This is a genomic window from Actinomycetospora corticicola (assembly GCF_013409505.1).
Classification (GTDB): Bacteria; Actinomycetota; Actinomycetes; order Mycobacteriales; family Pseudonocardiaceae; genus Actinomycetospora; species Actinomycetospora corticicola.
The window spans coordinates 3,923,705-3,937,996 of the sequence record NZ_JACCBN010000001.1; the positions used below are offsets into that span (position 1 = coordinate 3,923,705).

25 protein-coding genes are annotated in these 14,292 nt (G+C 71.2%); 1 reads left to right on the plus strand and 24 read right to left on the minus strand.

The window, feature by feature from the left end; genetic code table 11:
• Positions 1–104: 104 nt before the first annotated feature.
• Positions 105–884, plus strand: coding sequence for an SDR family NAD(P)-dependent oxidoreductase (locus tag BJ983_RS19020; RefSeq protein ID WP_179795257.1), 780 nt, complete (start codon positions 105–107; stop codon positions 882–884).
• Positions 885–902: 18 nt separating this feature from the next.
• On the opposite strand, the gene BJ983_RS19025 is transcribed toward BJ983_RS19020, so the two are convergent.
• From BJ983_RS19025 to rplC, 24 genes are all read right to left on the minus strand, one after another.
• On the minus strand, positions 903–1,394 hold the full coding sequence (locus tag BJ983_RS19025; RefSeq protein ID WP_179795258.1) for a DUF1707 SHOCT-like domain-containing protein: 492 nt from the start codon (positions 1,392–1,394) through the stop codon (positions 903–905).
• Between the two features lie 60 nt (positions 1,395–1,454).
• The gene (gene map, locus BJ983_RS19030) at positions 1,455–2,324 is read right to left on the minus strand and encodes a type I methionyl aminopeptidase (protein WP_179795259.1); all 870 of its coding nucleotides are present in this window, start codon (positions 2,322–2,324) and stop codon (positions 1,455–1,457) included.
• 45 nt (positions 2,325–2,369) lie between these two features.
• Complete coding sequence (locus BJ983_RS19035) at positions 2,370–2,927, minus strand: adenylate kinase (protein WP_179795260.1); 558 nt, start codon at positions 2,925–2,927, stop codon at positions 2,370–2,372.
• Positions 2,928–3,029: 102 nt separating this feature from the next.
• Positions 3,030–4,349, minus strand: coding sequence for a preprotein translocase subunit SecY (gene secY / locus BJ983_RS19040; protein ID WP_179795261.1), 1,320 nt, complete (start codon positions 4,347–4,349; stop codon positions 3,030–3,032).
• A gap of 245 nt (positions 4,350–4,594) precedes the next feature.
• On the minus strand, positions 4,595–5,053 hold the full coding sequence (gene rplO, locus BJ983_RS19045; protein WP_179795262.1) for a 50S ribosomal protein L15: 459 nt from the start codon (positions 5,051–5,053) through the stop codon (positions 4,595–4,597).
• Between the two features lies 1 nt (position 5,054).
• Positions 5,055–5,234, minus strand: a complete 180-nt coding sequence (gene rpmD / locus BJ983_RS19050) for a 50S ribosomal protein L30 (RefSeq protein ID WP_179795263.1) — start codon at positions 5,232–5,234, stop codon at positions 5,055–5,057.
• 1 nt (position 5,235) lies between these two features.
• Positions 5,236–5,838, minus strand: coding sequence for a 30S ribosomal protein S5 (gene rpsE / locus BJ983_RS19055; protein WP_179795264.1), 603 nt, complete (start codon positions 5,836–5,838; stop codon positions 5,236–5,238).
• 40 nt (positions 5,839–5,878) lie between these two features.
• Positions 5,879–6,289, minus strand: a complete 411-nt coding sequence (gene rplR, locus BJ983_RS19060) for a 50S ribosomal protein L18 (RefSeq protein WP_218890357.1) — start codon at positions 6,287–6,289, stop codon at positions 5,879–5,881.
• Positions 6,289–6,825 carry a 50S ribosomal protein L6 gene (gene rplF / locus BJ983_RS19065; RefSeq protein ID WP_179795265.1) on the minus strand — a complete coding sequence of 179 codons (537 nt, stop codon included), beginning with the start codon at positions 6,823–6,825 and terminating at the stop codon, positions 6,289–6,291. Before rplF ends, rplR begins: the two co-directional genes overlap by 1 nt.
• Before the next feature lie 19 nt (positions 6,826–6,844).
• The gene (rpsH, locus tag BJ983_RS19070) at positions 6,845–7,243 is read right to left on the minus strand and encodes a 30S ribosomal protein S8 (protein ID WP_179795266.1); all 399 of its coding nucleotides are present in this window, start codon (positions 7,241–7,243) and stop codon (positions 6,845–6,847) included.
• A 238-nt stretch (positions 7,244–7,481) separates the two neighbouring features.
• A complete protein-coding gene (locus BJ983_RS19075; RefSeq protein WP_018330919.1) occupies positions 7,482–7,667 on the minus strand; it encodes a type Z 30S ribosomal protein S14 in 186 nt (61 codons plus the stop codon).
• Between the two features lie 2 nt (positions 7,668–7,669).
• Positions 7,670–8,230, minus strand: a complete 561-nt coding sequence (rplE, locus tag BJ983_RS19080; RefSeq protein WP_179795267.1) for a 50S ribosomal protein L5 — start codon at positions 8,228–8,230, stop codon at positions 7,670–7,672.
• Positions 8,230–8,550, minus strand: coding sequence for a 50S ribosomal protein L24 (gene rplX / locus BJ983_RS19085; RefSeq protein ID WP_179795268.1), 321 nt, complete (start codon positions 8,548–8,550; stop codon positions 8,230–8,232). Before rplX ends, rplE begins: the two co-directional genes overlap by 1 nt.
• Positions 8,551–8,554: 4 nt before the next feature.
• A complete protein-coding gene (gene rplN / locus BJ983_RS19090) occupies positions 8,555–8,923 on the minus strand; it encodes a 50S ribosomal protein L14 (RefSeq protein WP_179795269.1) in 369 nt (122 codons plus the stop codon).
• A gap of 76 nt (positions 8,924–8,999) precedes the next feature.
• Positions 9,000–9,338 carry a 30S ribosomal protein S17 gene (gene rpsQ, locus BJ983_RS19095; RefSeq protein WP_281376284.1) on the minus strand — a complete coding sequence of 113 codons (339 nt, stop codon included), beginning with the start codon at positions 9,336–9,338 and terminating at the stop codon, positions 9,000–9,002.
• Positions 9,335–9,571: a 50S ribosomal protein L29 gene (gene rpmC / locus BJ983_RS19100; protein ID WP_018330914.1), complete on the minus strand. Its 237-nt coding sequence runs from the start codon at positions 9,569–9,571 to the stop codon at positions 9,335–9,337. The genes rpsQ and rpmC overlap by 4 nt, the downstream gene beginning before the upstream one ends.
• Positions 9,571–9,987, minus strand: coding sequence for a 50S ribosomal protein L16 (rplP, locus tag BJ983_RS19105; RefSeq protein ID WP_018330913.1), 417 nt, complete (start codon positions 9,985–9,987; stop codon positions 9,571–9,573). The genes rpmC and rplP overlap by 1 nt, the downstream gene beginning before the upstream one ends.
• 2 nt (positions 9,988–9,989) lie before the next feature.
• On the minus strand, positions 9,990–10,823 hold the full coding sequence (rpsC, locus tag BJ983_RS19110) for a 30S ribosomal protein S3 (RefSeq protein WP_179795270.1): 834 nt from the start codon (positions 10,821–10,823) through the stop codon (positions 9,990–9,992).
• On the minus strand, positions 10,823–11,245 hold the full coding sequence (gene rplV / locus BJ983_RS19115) for a 50S ribosomal protein L22 (RefSeq protein WP_179795271.1): 423 nt from the start codon (positions 11,243–11,245) through the stop codon (positions 10,823–10,825). Before rplV ends, rpsC begins: the two co-directional genes overlap by 1 nt.
• Before the next feature lie 51 nt (positions 11,246–11,296).
• Positions 11,297–11,578: a 30S ribosomal protein S19 gene (gene rpsS, locus BJ983_RS19120; RefSeq protein ID WP_179795272.1), complete on the minus strand. Its 282-nt coding sequence runs from the start codon at positions 11,576–11,578 to the stop codon at positions 11,297–11,299.
• Positions 11,579–11,596: 18 nt separating this feature from the next.
• Positions 11,597–12,436 (minus strand): 50S ribosomal protein L2, encoded by an 840-nt coding sequence (rplB, locus tag BJ983_RS19125; protein WP_179795273.1) that lies wholly within the window; start codon positions 12,434–12,436, stop codon positions 11,597–11,599.
• A 16-nt stretch (positions 12,437–12,452) separates the two neighbouring features.
• Complete coding sequence (gene rplW / locus BJ983_RS19130; RefSeq protein ID WP_179795274.1) at positions 12,453–12,752, minus strand: 50S ribosomal protein L23; 300 nt, start codon at positions 12,750–12,752, stop codon at positions 12,453–12,455.
• A complete protein-coding gene (gene rplD / locus BJ983_RS19135; RefSeq protein WP_179798003.1) occupies positions 12,749–13,396 on the minus strand; it encodes a 50S ribosomal protein L4 in 648 nt (215 codons plus the stop codon). Before rplD ends, rplW begins: the two co-directional genes overlap by 4 nt.
• Positions 13,397–13,608: 212 nt before the next feature.
• The gene (gene rplC / locus BJ983_RS19140) at positions 13,609–14,289 is read right to left on the minus strand and encodes a 50S ribosomal protein L3 (protein ID WP_179795275.1); all 681 of its coding nucleotides are present in this window, start codon (positions 14,287–14,289) and stop codon (positions 13,609–13,611) included.
• Positions 14,290–14,292: the final 3 nt, after the last annotated feature.

Consider the following 14,292-nt stretch of genomic DNA (forward strand, 5'->3'; position numbering starts at 1 on the left):
GGACCCGGACGGCGGGTGTGCGCGCGGAGCAAGGAGTCAGCATTGACCGTTTCTCCTCGGAGGCGACACGATGACGCCCCATCCCCAGCATCGAGGAGGAGCACGTGGACGTCGACGGTGTCGTCGCGCTGGTGACCGGAGGAGCGTCCGGCCTGGGTCGGGCGACCGTGGAGAAGCTGCACGCGAAGGGCGCGTCGGTGGTGATCGTGGACCTGCCGTCCTCGGCGGGGGCCGACGTCGCGGCCGGGCTCGGGGAGCGGGCGGTGTTCTCGCCCGCCGACGTGACCGACCCGGAGCAGGTCACGCAGGCGATCGACGCCGCCGCGGGCCTCGGCACGCTGCGCGTCGCGATCAACTGCGCGGGGATCGGCAGCGCCCACCGCACCGCGGGGCGCAAGGGCCCGTTCCCGCTCGAGGACTTCACGCGGGTCCTGGGCGTCAACCTGATCGGCACGTTCAACGTCATCCGGCTCGCCGCGCAGGCGATGAGCGAGAACGACGCGCTCACCGACCCGGGCGTGGACACCGGTGACCGCGGGGTCATCGTCAACACGGCGTCCGTGGCCGCCTTCGACGGCCAGATCGGGCAGGCCGCCTACTCGGCCTCGAAGGGCGGCATCGTCGGGATGACGCTGCCGATCGCCCGGGACCTCGCGTCGATCGGCATCCGCGTCTGCACGATCGCCCCGGGCCTGTTCCACACCCCGCTGTTCGCGACCCTGCCCCAGGAGCACATCGACTCCCTGGGCGCCCAGGTCCCCCACCCGTCGCGCCTCGGCGACCCGACGGAGTACGCGGCCCTCGCCGCCCACATCGTCGAGAACCCGATGCTCAACGGCGAGACGATCCGGCTCGACGGCGCCATCCGCATGGCCCCGAAGTAGTCCGCGCGCGGTCCGCCCTCACGTCCGGGGGCGGACCGCCGCCCGCCCGAGCCCGCCGAGTGCGAGCGCGAGGCCCCACGGCCCGGCGACCCAGATCCACCACGGGTACACCACCGCGGCGGACCCGACCGACACCGCCAGCCAGATCACGACGTTGACGACGCTCACCACCGCCCACGCGGCGACCGCACCCCGGCCGCCGGCGCAGGGACCCGCCCCGGGGACGGGGAACGGCGGCGCGAACGGCAGGGGCATCGCACCGTCCCGACGTCGGGTCGGCGCCGGTCGGGCCGCTCGTGCCACCGCGCCGTCGGCCCCGGCCGACGTCGGCCCGGGCAGGTCCGCGAGCAGCGGCGCGAGGTCGTCACGCACCACGGCGGCGTGGGCCGCCCGCACCCGCTCGTCGTACTCCGCCAGCGTCAGGCGCCCCTCGCCGTGGGCCGCCACCAGCCGCGTCGCGACCTGCTCCCGCTCGGCGTCCGACACCCGCACCGCACCCTGCTCCACCATCACGGCCTCCCCGCGTCGTTTCGTCCTGCGAGGAGAGTACCCGGATAGCGGAGAGTTCAGCTATCCGTCCGTGCCATCGGGTCGAGCTCCGCTGCGCTCCGTCTCCGCGGCCGCCGTCAGCACCCAGGGCCCGTGGTCGGTGACGGCGACGGTGTGCTCCCAATGGGCCGCGCGCCCGCCGTCGAGCGTCACCACGGTCCACTCGTCGTCGAGCTCGTCGGTCTCCGGGTCGCCCGCGGTGAGCATCGGCTCGATCGCGAGCACCATGCCCTCGCGCAGCCGGAGCCCGGTCCCGGGTCGGCCCACGTTCGGCAGGAACGGCTCCATGTGCATCTCGGTGCCGATGCCGTGGCCGCCGTAGTCCGCGACGATGCCGAACGGGCCGCCGTCGGGGCGGTGGTGCCGGCCGACCTCGTGCTCGACGGCGTGCGAGACGTCGCCCAGCCGGTTGCCCGGCCGGACCTCGGCGATCCCCGCCCACATCGAGGCGCGGCAGGCGGCCGAGAGCGCGGTGTCCCCCGGCCGTGCGGTCCCGATCTGCAGGGTCACCGCCGCGTCGCCGTGCCAGCCCTCGAGGATCGCGCCGCAGTCGACCGAGAGGAGGTCGCCGTCGGCCAGCACGGTGGTGGCCGCGGGGATGCCGTGGACGACCTCGGCGTTCACCGAGGCGCAGATGCTGCCCGGGAAGCCGTGGTAGCCGAGGAAGGACGGGACCGCGCCCGCCTCGCGGATCGTGGTCTCGGCGAGCTCGTCGAGGTCCTTCGTCGACACCCCGACCGTCGCGGCGGCCGTGACCCGGGACAGGGCCTCGGCCACGACGAGGCCGGCGGCCCGCATCGCCTCGATCTCACCGCGACTCTTGAGCTGGATCTCCGAGCCGATGCGACCGCCGGACAGCCGCCCGGCGACGCGTCCGAGGCCGGCGGTCATCTCCGCGAACCGTCCTCCGGAGAGACCACCGGCACCCACGTCGGCTCAGTCCTCCGGCTCGTCGGCCAGCGCGTCGGTCGCCCGGTCGGTGACCTCGTCCATGGAGCCCATGGCGTCGACCTTGACCAGGAGGTCCCGGTAGTACTCGATCAGCGGGGCGGTCTCCCGGCGGTAGACCTCCTGCCGGTTGCGGATGACGTCCTCGGTGTCGTCCGAACGCCCGCGGGCCGTCAGTCGCTGGATGAGCTCCTCGTCGTCGACCTCGAACAGCAGGACCGCGTCGAGGCGCTGGTCGAGCTCACCGAGGACCTTGTCCAGCTCGTCGGCCTGCGAGGTGTTCCGCGGGAACCCGTCGAGGAGGAAGCCCTCCGCCGCGTCCGGCTGCGCGAGCCGGTCCTTGACCATCGCGACGGTGACCTCGTCCGGCACCAGGTCGCCCGCGTCGACGTACCGCTGGGCCTCCTTGCCGAGCTCGGTCCCGTTCTTCATGTTGTCGCGGAAGAGGTCGCCGGTGGAGATGTGCGGGGCGTCGAGCCGCTCCGACAGCCGAGCCGCCTGCGTGCCCTTCCCGGCCCCGGGCGGTCCCACCAGAACGATCCTCATGTCCACTCCCTCTCGTGCGGGGCCGTCGTCGGCCACCCGCTCATCCTGCCCGGAGCGCGCCCGTGGCGCTCCCCGCCGAGGCGACGGGCGCCGACCCGGTCGTCAGCGCAGGAAACCCTCGTAGTTGCGCTGCATCAGCTGGCTCTCGATCTGCTTCACGGTGTCCAGGCCGACACCGACCATGATCAGCACCGCGGTCCCGCCGAAGGGGAAGTTCTGGTTCTGACCCTGGCCCGTGATACCCAGGAAGAAGTTCGGGAGGACAGCGATGATGCCGAGGTAGATCGATCCCGGCAAGGTGATCCGCGACAGCACGTACTGCAGGTACTCCGCCGTCGGCCGACCCGGGCGGATGCCGGGGATGAAGCCGCCGAACTTCTTCATCTCGTCGGCGCGTTCCTCCGGGTTGAACGTGATCGCCACGTAGAAGTACGTGAAGAAGATGATCAACGCGAAGTACAGGACGATGTGGACCGGGTTCGACTGGTTCGCCAGGTAGTTCTGGACGAAGACCGCGAAGCCCGACGTCGAGTTGCCCACGAGCCGCGAGAGCAGGTCGGGCAGGTAGAGCAGCGACGACCCGAAGATCACCGGGATGACACCGGCCTGGTTGACCTTCAACGGCAGGTAGGTCGACGTCCCGCCGTACATCCGGCGCCCGACCATGCGCTTCGCGTACTGGACGGGGATGCGCCGCTGGCCCTGCTCGACGAACACGACGCTCGCGATGATGGCGAGGCCGAAGACGCAGACCACGGCGAAGACGAGACCGCCGGAGCTGGAGAGGATCTGCTGCCCCTCGGCCGGGATGCGGGCCGCGATCGAGCAGAAGATCAGCAGCGACATGCCGTTGCCGACGCCGCGCTCGGTGACGAGCTCGCCGAACCACATGATGATCGCGGTGCCCGCCGTCATGACGAGGACGATGACCGCGAGGTCGAAGATGCCGGCGTTCGGCAGGATCGGGAACTGGCTCGGGTCGCAGTTCTGGAAGAGCTGCCCGCGGTCGGCCAGCGCCACGATGCCCGTGGACTGCAGGATCGCCAGGGCGATCGTGAGGTACCGCGTGTACTGCGTGAGGGTGCCCTGCCCGGACTGCCCCTCCTTCTTCAGCTGCTCGAACCGCGGGATGACCACGGTGAGCAGCTGGACGATGATGCTCGCCGTGATGTAGGGCATGATGCCCAGGGCGAAGATCGACAGCTGCAGCAGCGCGCCGCCGGAGAACAGGTTGATCAGGGCGTAGACGCTCTGGGAGTCGCCGCCTTCGACCTGGCGCAGACAGGCCTGCACGTTGGTGTACGAGACACCCGGCGCCGGCAGGGTCGCACCCAACCGGTACACCGCGACGATGCCGAGCGTGAACAGGATCTTCTTGCGCAGGTCCGGCGTCGCCAGCGCGGACCGCACGGGGCCGAGCACTCGGACCTCCAGCGGGTTGTCGAATCCGGCCCCACCGTGCGACCGGGGACCCCGGCCGGACGGCCGACACCCCGCCGACGCGGGGCGGTCCGACGAGACGCGGAACGGCCTGCTGGCGAGGGTAACAGCAGGGCGTTTCGACGAACGGGGCGCCGGTGAGGGCGGCGGAGGCCCCTCCGGACGCGAACGGGCCCGGAGGTGCTCGGGTGAGCTCCTCCGGGCCCGTGGCGCGGGTGGTGCGCGGACTACAGGACGGTCGTCGACCCGCCCGCGGCACCGATCTTCTCGGCGGCGGAGCCGGAGAACGCGTGCGCGCTCACCTGCAGCGTCACCGATCCGAGGTCGCCCTCGCCGAGCACCTTGACCGGGTGCCCGGCACGGACGGCGCCGGCGGCGACGAGCTCGGCCGGACCGATCTCACCGCCGTTCGGGAACAGCCGCGCGAGGTCGCCGATGTTGACGACCTGCGCGACGACCTTGTTGCGGTTGCGGAAGCCCTTGAGCTTCGGCAGGCGCATCTGCAGCGGCATCTGGCCGCCCTCGAAGCGCGCGGGCACGTTCTTGCGGGCGCCCGTGCCCTTCGTGCCGCGACCGGCCGTCTTGCCCTTCGAGCCCTCACCGCGACCCACGCGGGTCTTCTCCGTCTTGCTCCCGGGAGCCGGACGGAGGTGGTGGAGCTTCAGCGGTGCTGAGCTGTCGGCCATGTCAGACCTCCTCGACGGTGACGAGGTGCCGCACGGTGTGGATCATCCCGCGGTTCTGCGGGTCGTCCGGGCGCGTGACCGTGGCGCCGATACGGCGCAGGCCCAGCGACCGGAGGGTCTCGCGCTGGTTGCGCTTGCCCCCGATCCCGGACTTGACCTGGGTGACCTTGAGGTCGGCCATGTCAGACCCCCTGACCGGCGCGCTGACGCAGCATCCGCGCCGGCGCGACCTCGTCGAGCGGCAGCCCGCGGCGCGCCGCGACGGCCTCGGGGACCTGCAGCGCCTTCAGGGCCGCCACCGTGGCGTGCACGATGTTGATGGCGTTCTGGCTGCCCAGGGACTTGGACAGGATGTCCTGGATCCCCGCGCACTCCAGGACCGCGCGCACCGGGCCACCGGCGATGACGCCGGTACCGGGGCTCGCGGGGCGCAGGAGCACGACGCCCGCGGCGTCCTCGCCCTGCACCGGGTGCGTGATGGTGCCGGCGATGCGCGGGACGCGGAAGAAGTTCTTCTTCGCCTCCTCCACGCCCTTGGCGATCGCGGCCGGCACCTCCTTGGCCTTGCCGTAGCCCACCCCGACCTCGCCGTCGCCGTTGCCGACGATGACGAGCGCGGTGAAGCTGAAGCGACGGCCGCCCTTGACGACCTTGGCCACGCGGTTGATGGCGACGACGCGCTCGAGCGTCGCCGACCTGTCCTGGGCGCCGCCGCGGCCGCCGCCCTGACGGTCGCGGTCGCGCCCGCCCTGGCCGCCGCCCTCGCGGCGCTGAGTGCCCGGCATCAGGCGTCCTTCCCTTGCGTGTACGAGATGAGGTGGGCCATCAGAAGGTCAGGCCCCCCTCGCGGGCCGCGTCGGCGAGCTGCGCGATGCGGCCGTGGTACCGGCGCCCGCCGCGGTCGAACACGACCGCGTCGATGCCGGCGGACTTCGTGCGGGACGCGACGAGCTCGCCGACCTTCGCGGCCTGCGCCTTCTTGTCGCCGTCGAGCCCGCGGACGTCGGCCTCCATGCTGGAGGCGTGGGCCAGCGTGTGGCCCGCCAGGTCGTCGATGACCTGCGCGGTGATGTGCCGCGAGGACCGGGTGACGACGAGACGCGGACGCTCCGCCGTGCCCTCGACCTTCTTGCGGAGGCGGGCGTGCCGGCGCGCGAGGCCGGTGCGGCGGGTCTGCGAGACGCTCTTGCCCACGACGACGCGCTTCTTCGCTGCGTTGCTGCTGGTCTCAGCCATCACTTACCCGTCTTCCCGACCTTGCGGCGGATCTGCTCGCCGGCGTACCGGACGCCCTTGCCCTTGTACGGGTCGGGCTTGCGCAGCCGCCGGATGTTCGCGGCGACCTGGCCCACGACCTGCTTGTCGATGCCCTGCACCGAGAAGCGGGTCGGGTTCTCGACCGCGAAGGTGATGCCGTCCGGGGCCTCGATGCGCACCGGGTGGCTGTACCCGAGGGCGAACTCGAGGGTCGAGCCCTTGAGCACCACGCGGTAGCCGACCCCGTGGATCTCGAGCTTCCGCTCGTAGCCCTGGGTGACCCCCAGGACGAGGTTGTTCAACAGCGAGCGCGAGAGGCCGTGCAGCGCGCGGTTCTCCCGGTCGTCGTTGGGCCGCGAGACCGACAGCACGCCGTCCTCGAGCGACACCGAGATCGGGAGGTCGACCTCGTGGCTCAGGGTGCCCTTCGGCCCCTTCACCGTGACGTTCTGGCCCTCGACCGCGACGTCCACGCCGGACGGCACGGTGATCGGGGCCCTACCGATGCGAGACATGGTTCGGTTCCCCTCTCCGCTACCAGACGAAGGCGAGGACTTCCCCGCCCATCCGTCGCTGATAGGCCTGTCGGTCGGTCAGCAGACCCGACGACGTCGAGATGATCGCGACGCCGAGGCCGCCGAGCACGCGCGGCAGCTCGGTCGACTTCGCGTAGATCCGCAGGCCCGGCTTCGAGATGCGCTTGAGGCCGGCGATGCTGCGCTCACGGTTCGGCCCGTACTTCAGGTCGATGACCAGCGACTTGCCGACGGCCGCCGGCTCGTCGCGGTATCCCGCGATGTAGCCCTGCTCGAGCAGGACCTGGGCCACGTGGGCCTTCAGCTTGCTGTGCGGCATGGTCACGCTCTCGTGGAACGCCGAGTTGGCGTTGCGGATGCGCGTGAGCATGTCCGCGATGGGGTCGGTCATCGTCATCGCGACCAGGTCACCTTCCTCGCCGTGGTACCCCGGGTCGTCCGGCGGGCGGACGACCTCGTGGCGGGCCTGCGGCGGCCGGGGCGGGTCAAGTTGTTCGTAGGGGGGTGGTCGTCACCGGCCGGGAGCAGGTGCTCCCGGTGGGCGACGCGCTGGATGAGCTCGAGCAGCTGGGGGTCGATCGGTCGACCGGGCAGCTCCTCCTCGACGTCGATCGTGACCGCGTCGTTCACGGGGCTCACCACGAGGACTTGCTGACGCCCGGGAGCTCGCCCCGGTGCGCCATCTCGCGCAGGCAGACGCGGCAGAGCCCGAACTTGCGGAGCACCGCACGCGCGCGCCCGCAGCGGTTGCAGCGGGTGTAGCCGCGGACCTTGAACTTCGGGGTCGCGGCGGCCTTGTTGACCAGTGCCTTCTTCGCCATGCTCAGTTCTCCCTGAACGGGAAGCCGAGGGCGCGCAGCAGGGCCCGGCCTTCCTCGTCGGTGGTCGCGGAGGTGACCACGGTGATGTCCATCCCCCGCGGCCGGTCGATCGAGTCCTGGTCGATCTCGTGGAACATCGTCTGGTCGGACAGACCGAACGTGTAGTTGCCCGCGCCGTCGAACTGCTTCGGCGAGAGCCCACGGAAGTCCCGGATGCGGGGCAGGCTGATCGAGACCAGGCGGTCGAGGAACTCCCACATGCGCGCGCCGCGCAGCGTGGTGCGTGCACCGATCGGCATGCCCTCGCGCAGCTTGAACTGCGCGATGGACTTGCGCGCCCGGCGGATCTCCGGCTTCTGCCCGGCGATGAGGGTGAGGTCGCGGACCGCGCCCTCCATCAGCTTCGAGTCGCGCGCGGCCTCGCCGACGCCCATGTTCACGACGACCTTGACGACGCCGGGCACGAGCATCGGGTTCTCGTAGGAGAACTGCTCCGTCAGCTCCTGACGGATGGCGTCCCGGTACCGCTGCTGCAGACGGGGACGAGACTCGGTGCTCGTCATCAGATGTCCTTCCCGTTGCGGCGCGAGACGCGCACGCGCTTCTGCTCGCCCTCACCGCCGTCGCGGTAACCCACGCGGGCCGGCTTGCCGTCCGAGTCGACGACCATCACGTTCGAGACGTGGATGGCCGCCTCCTGCGTGACGATGCCGCCGGACTGCGCGCCCCGCTGGTTCGCGGACTGGGCGGTGTGCTTCTTGACGCGGCCGACGCCCTCGACGAGGACCTTGTCGCGGTCGGGGTAGGCCTGGATGACCTTGCCCTTCGCGCCCTTGTCCTTGCCGGCGATGACGAGGACCGTGTCGCCCTTCTTGACCTTCATCTGGCTACAGCACCTCCGGCGCGAGCGAGACGATCCGCATGAACCGCTTGTCGCGGAGCTCCCGGCCGACCGGGCCGAAGATGCGGGTCCCGCGCGGCTCGCGGTCGTTCTTGATGAGGACCGCGGCGTTCTCGTCGAACTTGATGTACGAGCCGTCCGGGCGGCGCTTCTCCTTGACGGTGCGCACGATGACGGCCTTCACGACCTCACCGCGCTTCACGCCGGCGGCCGGGATGGCTTCCTTGACGGTCGCCACGATGACGTCTCCGATGCCCGCGTACCGGCGGGACGAGCCACCGAGCACACGGATGCACAGGATTTCCCTGGCACCCGTGTTGTCGGCGACCCGGAGTCGCGACTCCTGCTGGATCACTACTTCTCTCCTGACCTTCCCGGCGACGAGCGCCGGATGGTTTCGACAGCTGGTTCACACGCCCCCGAGGGGAGTGCTACTTGGCCTTCTCGAGGATCGAGACGAGCCGCCAGCGCTTGGTCGCCGAGAGCGGCCGGGTCTCCATGAGGAGGACGCGGTCGCCCGGGCCGGCGGTGTTGTTCTCGTCGTGCGCCTTGACCTTCTTGGTCCGGCGGATGACCTTCGAGTAGCGCGGGTGCTTGACCCGGTCCTCGAGGCTCACCACGATCGTCTTCGCCATCTTGTCGGAGACGACGAGACCCTCGCGGGTCTTGCGCAGGCCGCGGTCGTCGTTCCGCTCGCCCGGCTTCTGCTCGGCAGGGGCGTCGGCCGTGACCTCGCTGCGCACCTGCTCGCTGTCAGCGGCGCTGGTCATGCCGCCCCTTCCTCGTCAGGAGCCGCGGACAGTCCGAGCTCACGCTCGCGCATCACCGTGTAGATGCGCGCGATGTCGTGGCGGACGGTCCGCAGCCGGCGGTTGTTGTCGAGCTGTCCGGTCGCCATCTGGAACCGGAGGTTGAACAGCTCTGCCTTCGCCTCACGGGCACGCGCGACGAGGTCCTCGGAGGAGAGCTCGCGCAGCTCGCTGGCGGGGGTTCCCGCTGCCATCAGAACGCCTCCTCACGGGTGACGATGCGGCAGCGCATCGGCAGCTTGTGCTGCGCGCGACGCAGTGCCTCACGGGCGGTGGCCTCGTTGGGGTAGCTCATCTCGAACATGACCCGGCCCGGCTTCACGTTCGCGACCCACTTCTCCGGCGAGCCCTTGCCGGAACCCATGCGGGTCTCGGCCGGCTTCTTGGTGAGCGGGCGGTCCGGGAAGATGTTGATCCAGACCTTGCCGCCACGACGGATGTGGCGGGTGATCGCGATACGGGCGGACTCGATCTGGCGGTTCGTCACGTAGCCGTGCTCGAGCGCCTGGATCCCGTAGTCGCCGAACGACATCTGCGTGCCGCCCTTGGCCGCACCGGACCGGTCCGGACGGTGCTGCTTGCGGAACTTGACCCTGCGGGGCATGAGCATGGTCAGGCCTCCGATCCGGTCGTCGCGGGTGCGCTCGCGGCCTGCTCGGCGGCGGCGCGCCCGGCCTCGGTGCCCGAGCCGGTCGTGCCGGAGGCGCCGGAGCGCCGGCCACGCGGCCGGTCGTTCCCGCCACCGCCGCCGCGGCCACCGCGACGGGGCTCGCGGGTGGCGGCGTCCAGCGCCGCCTGGCGCTCGGCCTCGCGCTTGCCACCGACGACGTCGCCCTTGTAGATCCAGACCTTCACGCCGATGCGGCCGAAGTTGGTCCGGGCCTCGAACAGGCCGTAGTCGATCTCGGCGCGCAGCGTGTGCAGCGGCACCCGGCCCTCGCGGTAGAACTCCGACCGCGACATCTCGGCACCGCCGAGACGGCCCGAGCACTGCACGCGGATGCCCTTGACGCCCGGCGAGCGCATGGCCGACTGCATGGCCTTGCGCATCGCGCGCCGGAACGACACGCGGTTGGACAGCTGCTCGGCGACGCCCTGCGCCACGAGCTGCGCGTCCGCCTCCGCGCCCTTGACCTCGAGGATGTTCAGCTGGACCTGCTTGCCGGTCAGCTTCTCGAGGTTGCCGCGCAGCCGGTCCGCCTCGGCGCCGCGGCGACCGATGACGATGCCCGGACGGGCGGTGTGGATGTCGACGCGGACCCGGTCCCGGGTGCGCTCGATCTCGACCTTGGAGATGCCGGCCCGCTCCATGCCCTTGGAGAGCATGCGGCGGATCTTCACGTCCTCGGCCACGTAGTCGGCGTACTGCTTGTCGGCGTACCACCGGGACTTCCAGTCGGTGGTGATGCCCAGACGGAACCCGTGCGGGTTGATCTTCTGACCCATCAGCGGGTCCTTCCCTTCGAGCGCCGGCGACCGCCCTTGTCAGCGTCGGTCACGGAGGTGACCTCGACGGTGATGTGGCTGGTGCGCTTGCGGATGCGGTACGCACGCCCCTGCGCCCGGGGCTGGAACCGCTTCATGGTCGGGCCCTCGTCCACCGTGATCGTCGAGATGACGAGGGTGGCGGGGTCCAGCGCGAAGTTGTTCTCGGCGTTGGCCACCGCACTCGCGACGAGCTTGGCCACCGGCGTCGCGGCGGCCTGCTCGGCGAAGCGCAGCACCGACGCGGCCTGGCCCACCGGCATGCCGCGGACCAGGTCCACGACGCGGCGGACCTTCATCGGCGACATGCGCACGTAGCGCGCCCGAGCCACGGCGCCGCGCGGCTGCGCGGTCGCTGCGTCGGTATCGGCTGGTGCAGACATCGTTCGTCTACCTTCCTGGTTTCGCGGGTCGTGACCGGCGGGTGCGTGCGCCTAGCGGCGACGCGACCGACGGTCCTCCTTGACGTGCCCGCGGAACGTGCGGGTCGGGGCGAACTCGCCGAGCTTGTGCCCGACCATGGCCTCCGAGACGAAGACCGGGACGTGCTTGCGCCCGTCGTGCACGGCCAGCGTGTGGCCGAGCATGTCGGGGATGATCGTCGAACGGCGCGACCAGGTCTTGATGACCGACTTGCGGTTCGCCTCGTTGAGCGCGTCGACCTTCTTGAGCAGGTGGTCGTCGACGAACGGCCCCTTCTTGACACTGCGTGGCATCGCTGTCTCCCTCCTGCTCTATCGCTTCTTGTTCTTGCCGGTACGCCGGCGGCGCACGATCATGCGGTCGCTCTCCTTGCGGCCGCGCGTGCGGCCCTCCGGGGTGCCGGCCGGGTTCACCGGGTGGCGGCCACCGGACGTCTTGCCCTCACCACCACCGTGCGGGTGGTCGACCGGGTTCATCGCGACACCGCGGACCGTCGGGCGCTTGCCGCGCCAGCGGTTGCGGCCCGCCTTGCCCCAGTTGATGTTCGAGTGGTCGGAGTTCCCGACCTCCCCGATGGTGGCGCGGCACCGGACGTCGACGTTGCGGATCTCGCCCGAGGGCATCCGCAGCTGGGCGTACGGCCCGTCCTTGGCCACCAGCTGCACCTTCGAGCCGGCCGACCGCGCGATCTTGGCGCCGCCACCGGGGCGGAGCTCGATCGCGTGGATCGTCGTACCGGTCGGGATGTTGCGCAGCGGCAGGCTGTTCCCGGGCTTGATGTCGGCGCGGGGGCCGGCCTCGACCGAGTCGCCCTGGTGCAGCCGCTCCGGCGCGATGATGTAGCGCTTCTCGCCGTCGGCGTAGTGCAGCAGGGCGATGCGCGCACTGCGGTTCGGGTCGTACTCGATGTGCGCGACCTTGGCCGGCACGCCGTCCTTGTCGTGGCGACGGAAGTCGATCAGTCGGTAGGCCCGCTTGTGGCCGCCGCCCTGGTGCCGGGTCGTGATCCGACCCGTGGCGTTGCGGCCGCCCTTGTTGTGCAGCGGACGGATGAGCGACTTCTCCGGGTGGTCACGCGTGATCTCGGCGAAGTCCGAGACGCTCGCGCCACGCCGCCCGGCGGTCGTCGGCTTGTACCTGCGAATTCCCATGTCTGTGCTGGCTCCCTCAGGCCCCGGGCCCGCCGAAGACGTCGATCGTCCGGCTCTCGGGCGTCACGGTGACCACGGCGCGCTTGGTGTCCTTGCGCTTGCCGTAGCCCGAGCGGGAACGCTTGCGCTTCCCCTCGCGGTTGAGCGTGTTCACGCTCGCCACCGTCACGTCGAAGATCTGCTGCACGGCGATCTTGATCTGGGTCTTGTTCGCGTCCGGCCGCACCAGGAACGTGTACTGGCGCTCCTCGAGAAGGCCGTAGCTCTTCTCCGAGATCACCGGCGCGAGAATGATGTCGCGCGGGTCCGCGATCACTGGTCGACCTCCTCGGCGCGCGCGGTGCGGGCGCTCACGAACGCGTCGAGCGCCGCCGACGTGAAGACCACGTCGTCCGCGCGGAGCACGTCGTAGGTGTTCAGCTGGTCCGGCGTCAGCAGGTGCACCGCGGGCAGGTTGGCGACGCTGCGGCGGCCGGCCTCGTCGCCACGGGCGACGACGGCCAGGACCTTGCGGTGCTCCCGGTCCGGGGTGATGACGCCCTCGAGCGCCGTGCGGGCGCCCTTGGTCGACGGCGCGGTGCCGTCCACCAGCGCGGAGAAGACGTGGATCCGCTCGTGGCGGGCCCGGTCGGACAACGCCCCGCGGAGGGCGGCGGCCTTCATCTTCTTGGGGGTCCGCTGCGAGTAGTCCCGCGGCGTCGGGCCGTGGACGGTGCCACCGCCGACGAACTGCGGGGCGCGGGTGGAGCCCTGCCGCGCGCGGCCGGTCCCCTTCTGGCGGTACGGCTTCTTGCCGCCACCGCGGACCTCGCCGCGCGTCTTGGTGTCGTGCGTGCCCTGGCGGGCCGCCGCGAGCTGCGCGGTGACCACCTGGTGCATCAACGAGGTGTTCGCCGGCGCGTCGAACAGGTCGCCGGGGAGCTCGACGGTGCCGTCGGTCCCGCCGGTCGGCGTGTGCACCGCGACCGTGCGGGTCGCACCGGTCGCGGCGGCCGACTGCGCGTCGCGCCGCGCGGACCGCCGGGCGTCGCCGGCCGAGAAGCCGCGACGGCGGGCGACCGCCAGGGTCGCGGTCGCGGCCTCGGTTGCCGACGTGGTGCCGGCGTCCACCGACTCACCCGCGTCGGGGCCCTCGGTGTCGCTCACACCCGGGGTGTGGCCGTCAGGCGTCGTCACTGCTGGTCACCGCCCTTCTTGGCAGCAGAGGTGACGAGGACCAGGCCGCCGCGCGGGCCGGGGACGGCGCCGCGGATCAGCAGCAGGCCCGCGTCGGCGTCCACGCCGTGGACGGTCAGGTTCTGCGTCGTGGTCTTCACGTTGCCCATGCGACCGGCCATGCGCGTGCCCTTGAAGACACGGGCCGGGGTGGCGCAGCCACCGATGGAGCCGGGCGAGCGGTGCTTGCGCTGCGTGCCGTGGCTCGCGCCGAGGCCGTGGAAGCCGTGCCGCTTCATGACACCCGCGGTGCCCTTGCCCTTGCTGTTCGCCGTGACGTCGATGACGGCACCGGCGGAGAACACCTCGGCGGTGACCTCCTGGCCGACCTCGTAGGACGAGGCGTCCGAGGTGCGCAGCTCGACGAGGTGGCGACGGGGCGTGACACCGGCCTTGGCGAAGTGGCCGGTCTCCGGCTTGTTCACCTTGCGGGGGTCGATGGCGCCGAAGGCGATCTGGACCGCGTTGTAGCCGTCCACCGAAGGGGTCCGCACCTGCGTCACGACGCAGGGTCCCGCCTTCACGACGGTCACGGGGACGACGCGGTTCGCCTCGTCGAACACCTGGGTCATGCCGACCTTGGTGCCGAGGACGCCGCTCAGGCGCCTCTCGTTGCTGCGGAGAGGATCTGCAGACATGCC

Coding starts and splice junctions, on each gene's coding strand:
- BJ983_RS19025 (WP_179795258.1), bottom strand. CDS start 1,394: ATGGTGGAGCAGGGTGCGGTGCGGGTGTCGGACGCCGAGCGGGAGCAG.
- map (WP_179795259.1), bottom strand. CDS start 2,324: ATGACCGCCGGCCTCGGACGCGTCGCCGGGCGGCTGTCCGGCGGTCGC.
- BJ983_RS19035 (WP_179795260.1), bottom strand. CDS start 2,927: ATGAGGATCGTTCTGGTGGGACCGCCCGGGGCCGGGAAGGGCACGCAG.
- rplO (WP_179795262.1), bottom strand. CDS start 5,053: ATGGCCGACAGCTCAGCACCGCTGAAGCTCCACCACCTCCGTCCGGCT.
- rpmD (WP_179795263.1), bottom strand. CDS start 5,234: ATGGCCGACCTCAAGGTCACCCAGGTCAAGTCCGGGATCGGGGGCAAG.
- rpsE (WP_179795264.1), bottom strand. CDS start 5,838: ATGCCGGGCACTCAGCGCCGCGAGGGCGGCGGCCAGGGCGGGCGCGAC.
- rplR (WP_218890357.1), bottom strand. CDS start 6,289: ATGGCTGAGACCAGCAGCAACGCAGCGAAGAAGCGCGTCGTCGTGGGC.
- rplF (WP_179795265.1), bottom strand. CDS start 6,825: ATGTCTCGCATCGGTAGGGCCCCGATCACCGTGCCGTCCGGCGTGGAC.
- rpsH (WP_179795266.1), bottom strand. CDS start 7,243: ATGACGATGACCGACCCCATCGCGGACATGCTCACGCGCATCCGCAAC.
- BJ983_RS19075 (WP_018330919.1), bottom strand. CDS start 7,667: ATGGCGAAGAAGGCACTGGTCAACAAGGCCGCCGCGACCCCGAAGTTC.
- rplE (WP_179795267.1), bottom strand. CDS start 8,230: ATGACGAGCACCGAGTCTCGTCCCCGTCTGCAGCAGCGGTACCGGGAC.
- rplX (WP_179795268.1), bottom strand. CDS start 8,550: ATGAAGGTCAAGAAGGGCGACACGGTCCTCGTCATCGCCGGCAAGGAC.
- rpsQ (WP_281376284.1), bottom strand. CDS start 9,338: ATGACCAGCGCCGCTGACAGCGAGCAGGTGCGCAGCGAGGTCACGGCC.
- rpmC (WP_018330914.1), bottom strand. CDS start 9,571: ATGGCAGCGGGAACCCCCGCCAGCGAGCTGCGCGAGCTCTCCTCCGAG.
- rplP (WP_018330913.1), bottom strand. CDS start 9,987: ATGCTCATGCCCCGCAGGGTCAAGTTCCGCAAGCAGCACCGTCCGGAC.
- rpsC (WP_179795270.1), bottom strand. CDS start 10,823: ATGGGTCAGAAGATCAACCCGCACGGGTTCCGTCTGGGCATCACCACC.
- rplV (WP_179795271.1), bottom strand. CDS start 11,245: ATGTCTGCACCAGCCGATACCGACGCAGCGACCGCGCAGCCGCGCGGC.
- rpsS (WP_179795272.1), bottom strand. CDS start 11,578: ATGCCACGCAGTGTCAAGAAGGGGCCGTTCGTCGACGACCACCTGCTC.
- rplB (WP_179795273.1), bottom strand. CDS start 12,436: ATGGGAATTCGCAGGTACAAGCCGACGACCGCCGGGCGGCGTGGCGCG.
- rplC (WP_179795275.1), bottom strand. CDS start 14,289: ATGTCTGCAGATCCTCTCCGCAGCAACGAGAGGCGCCTGAGCGGCGTC.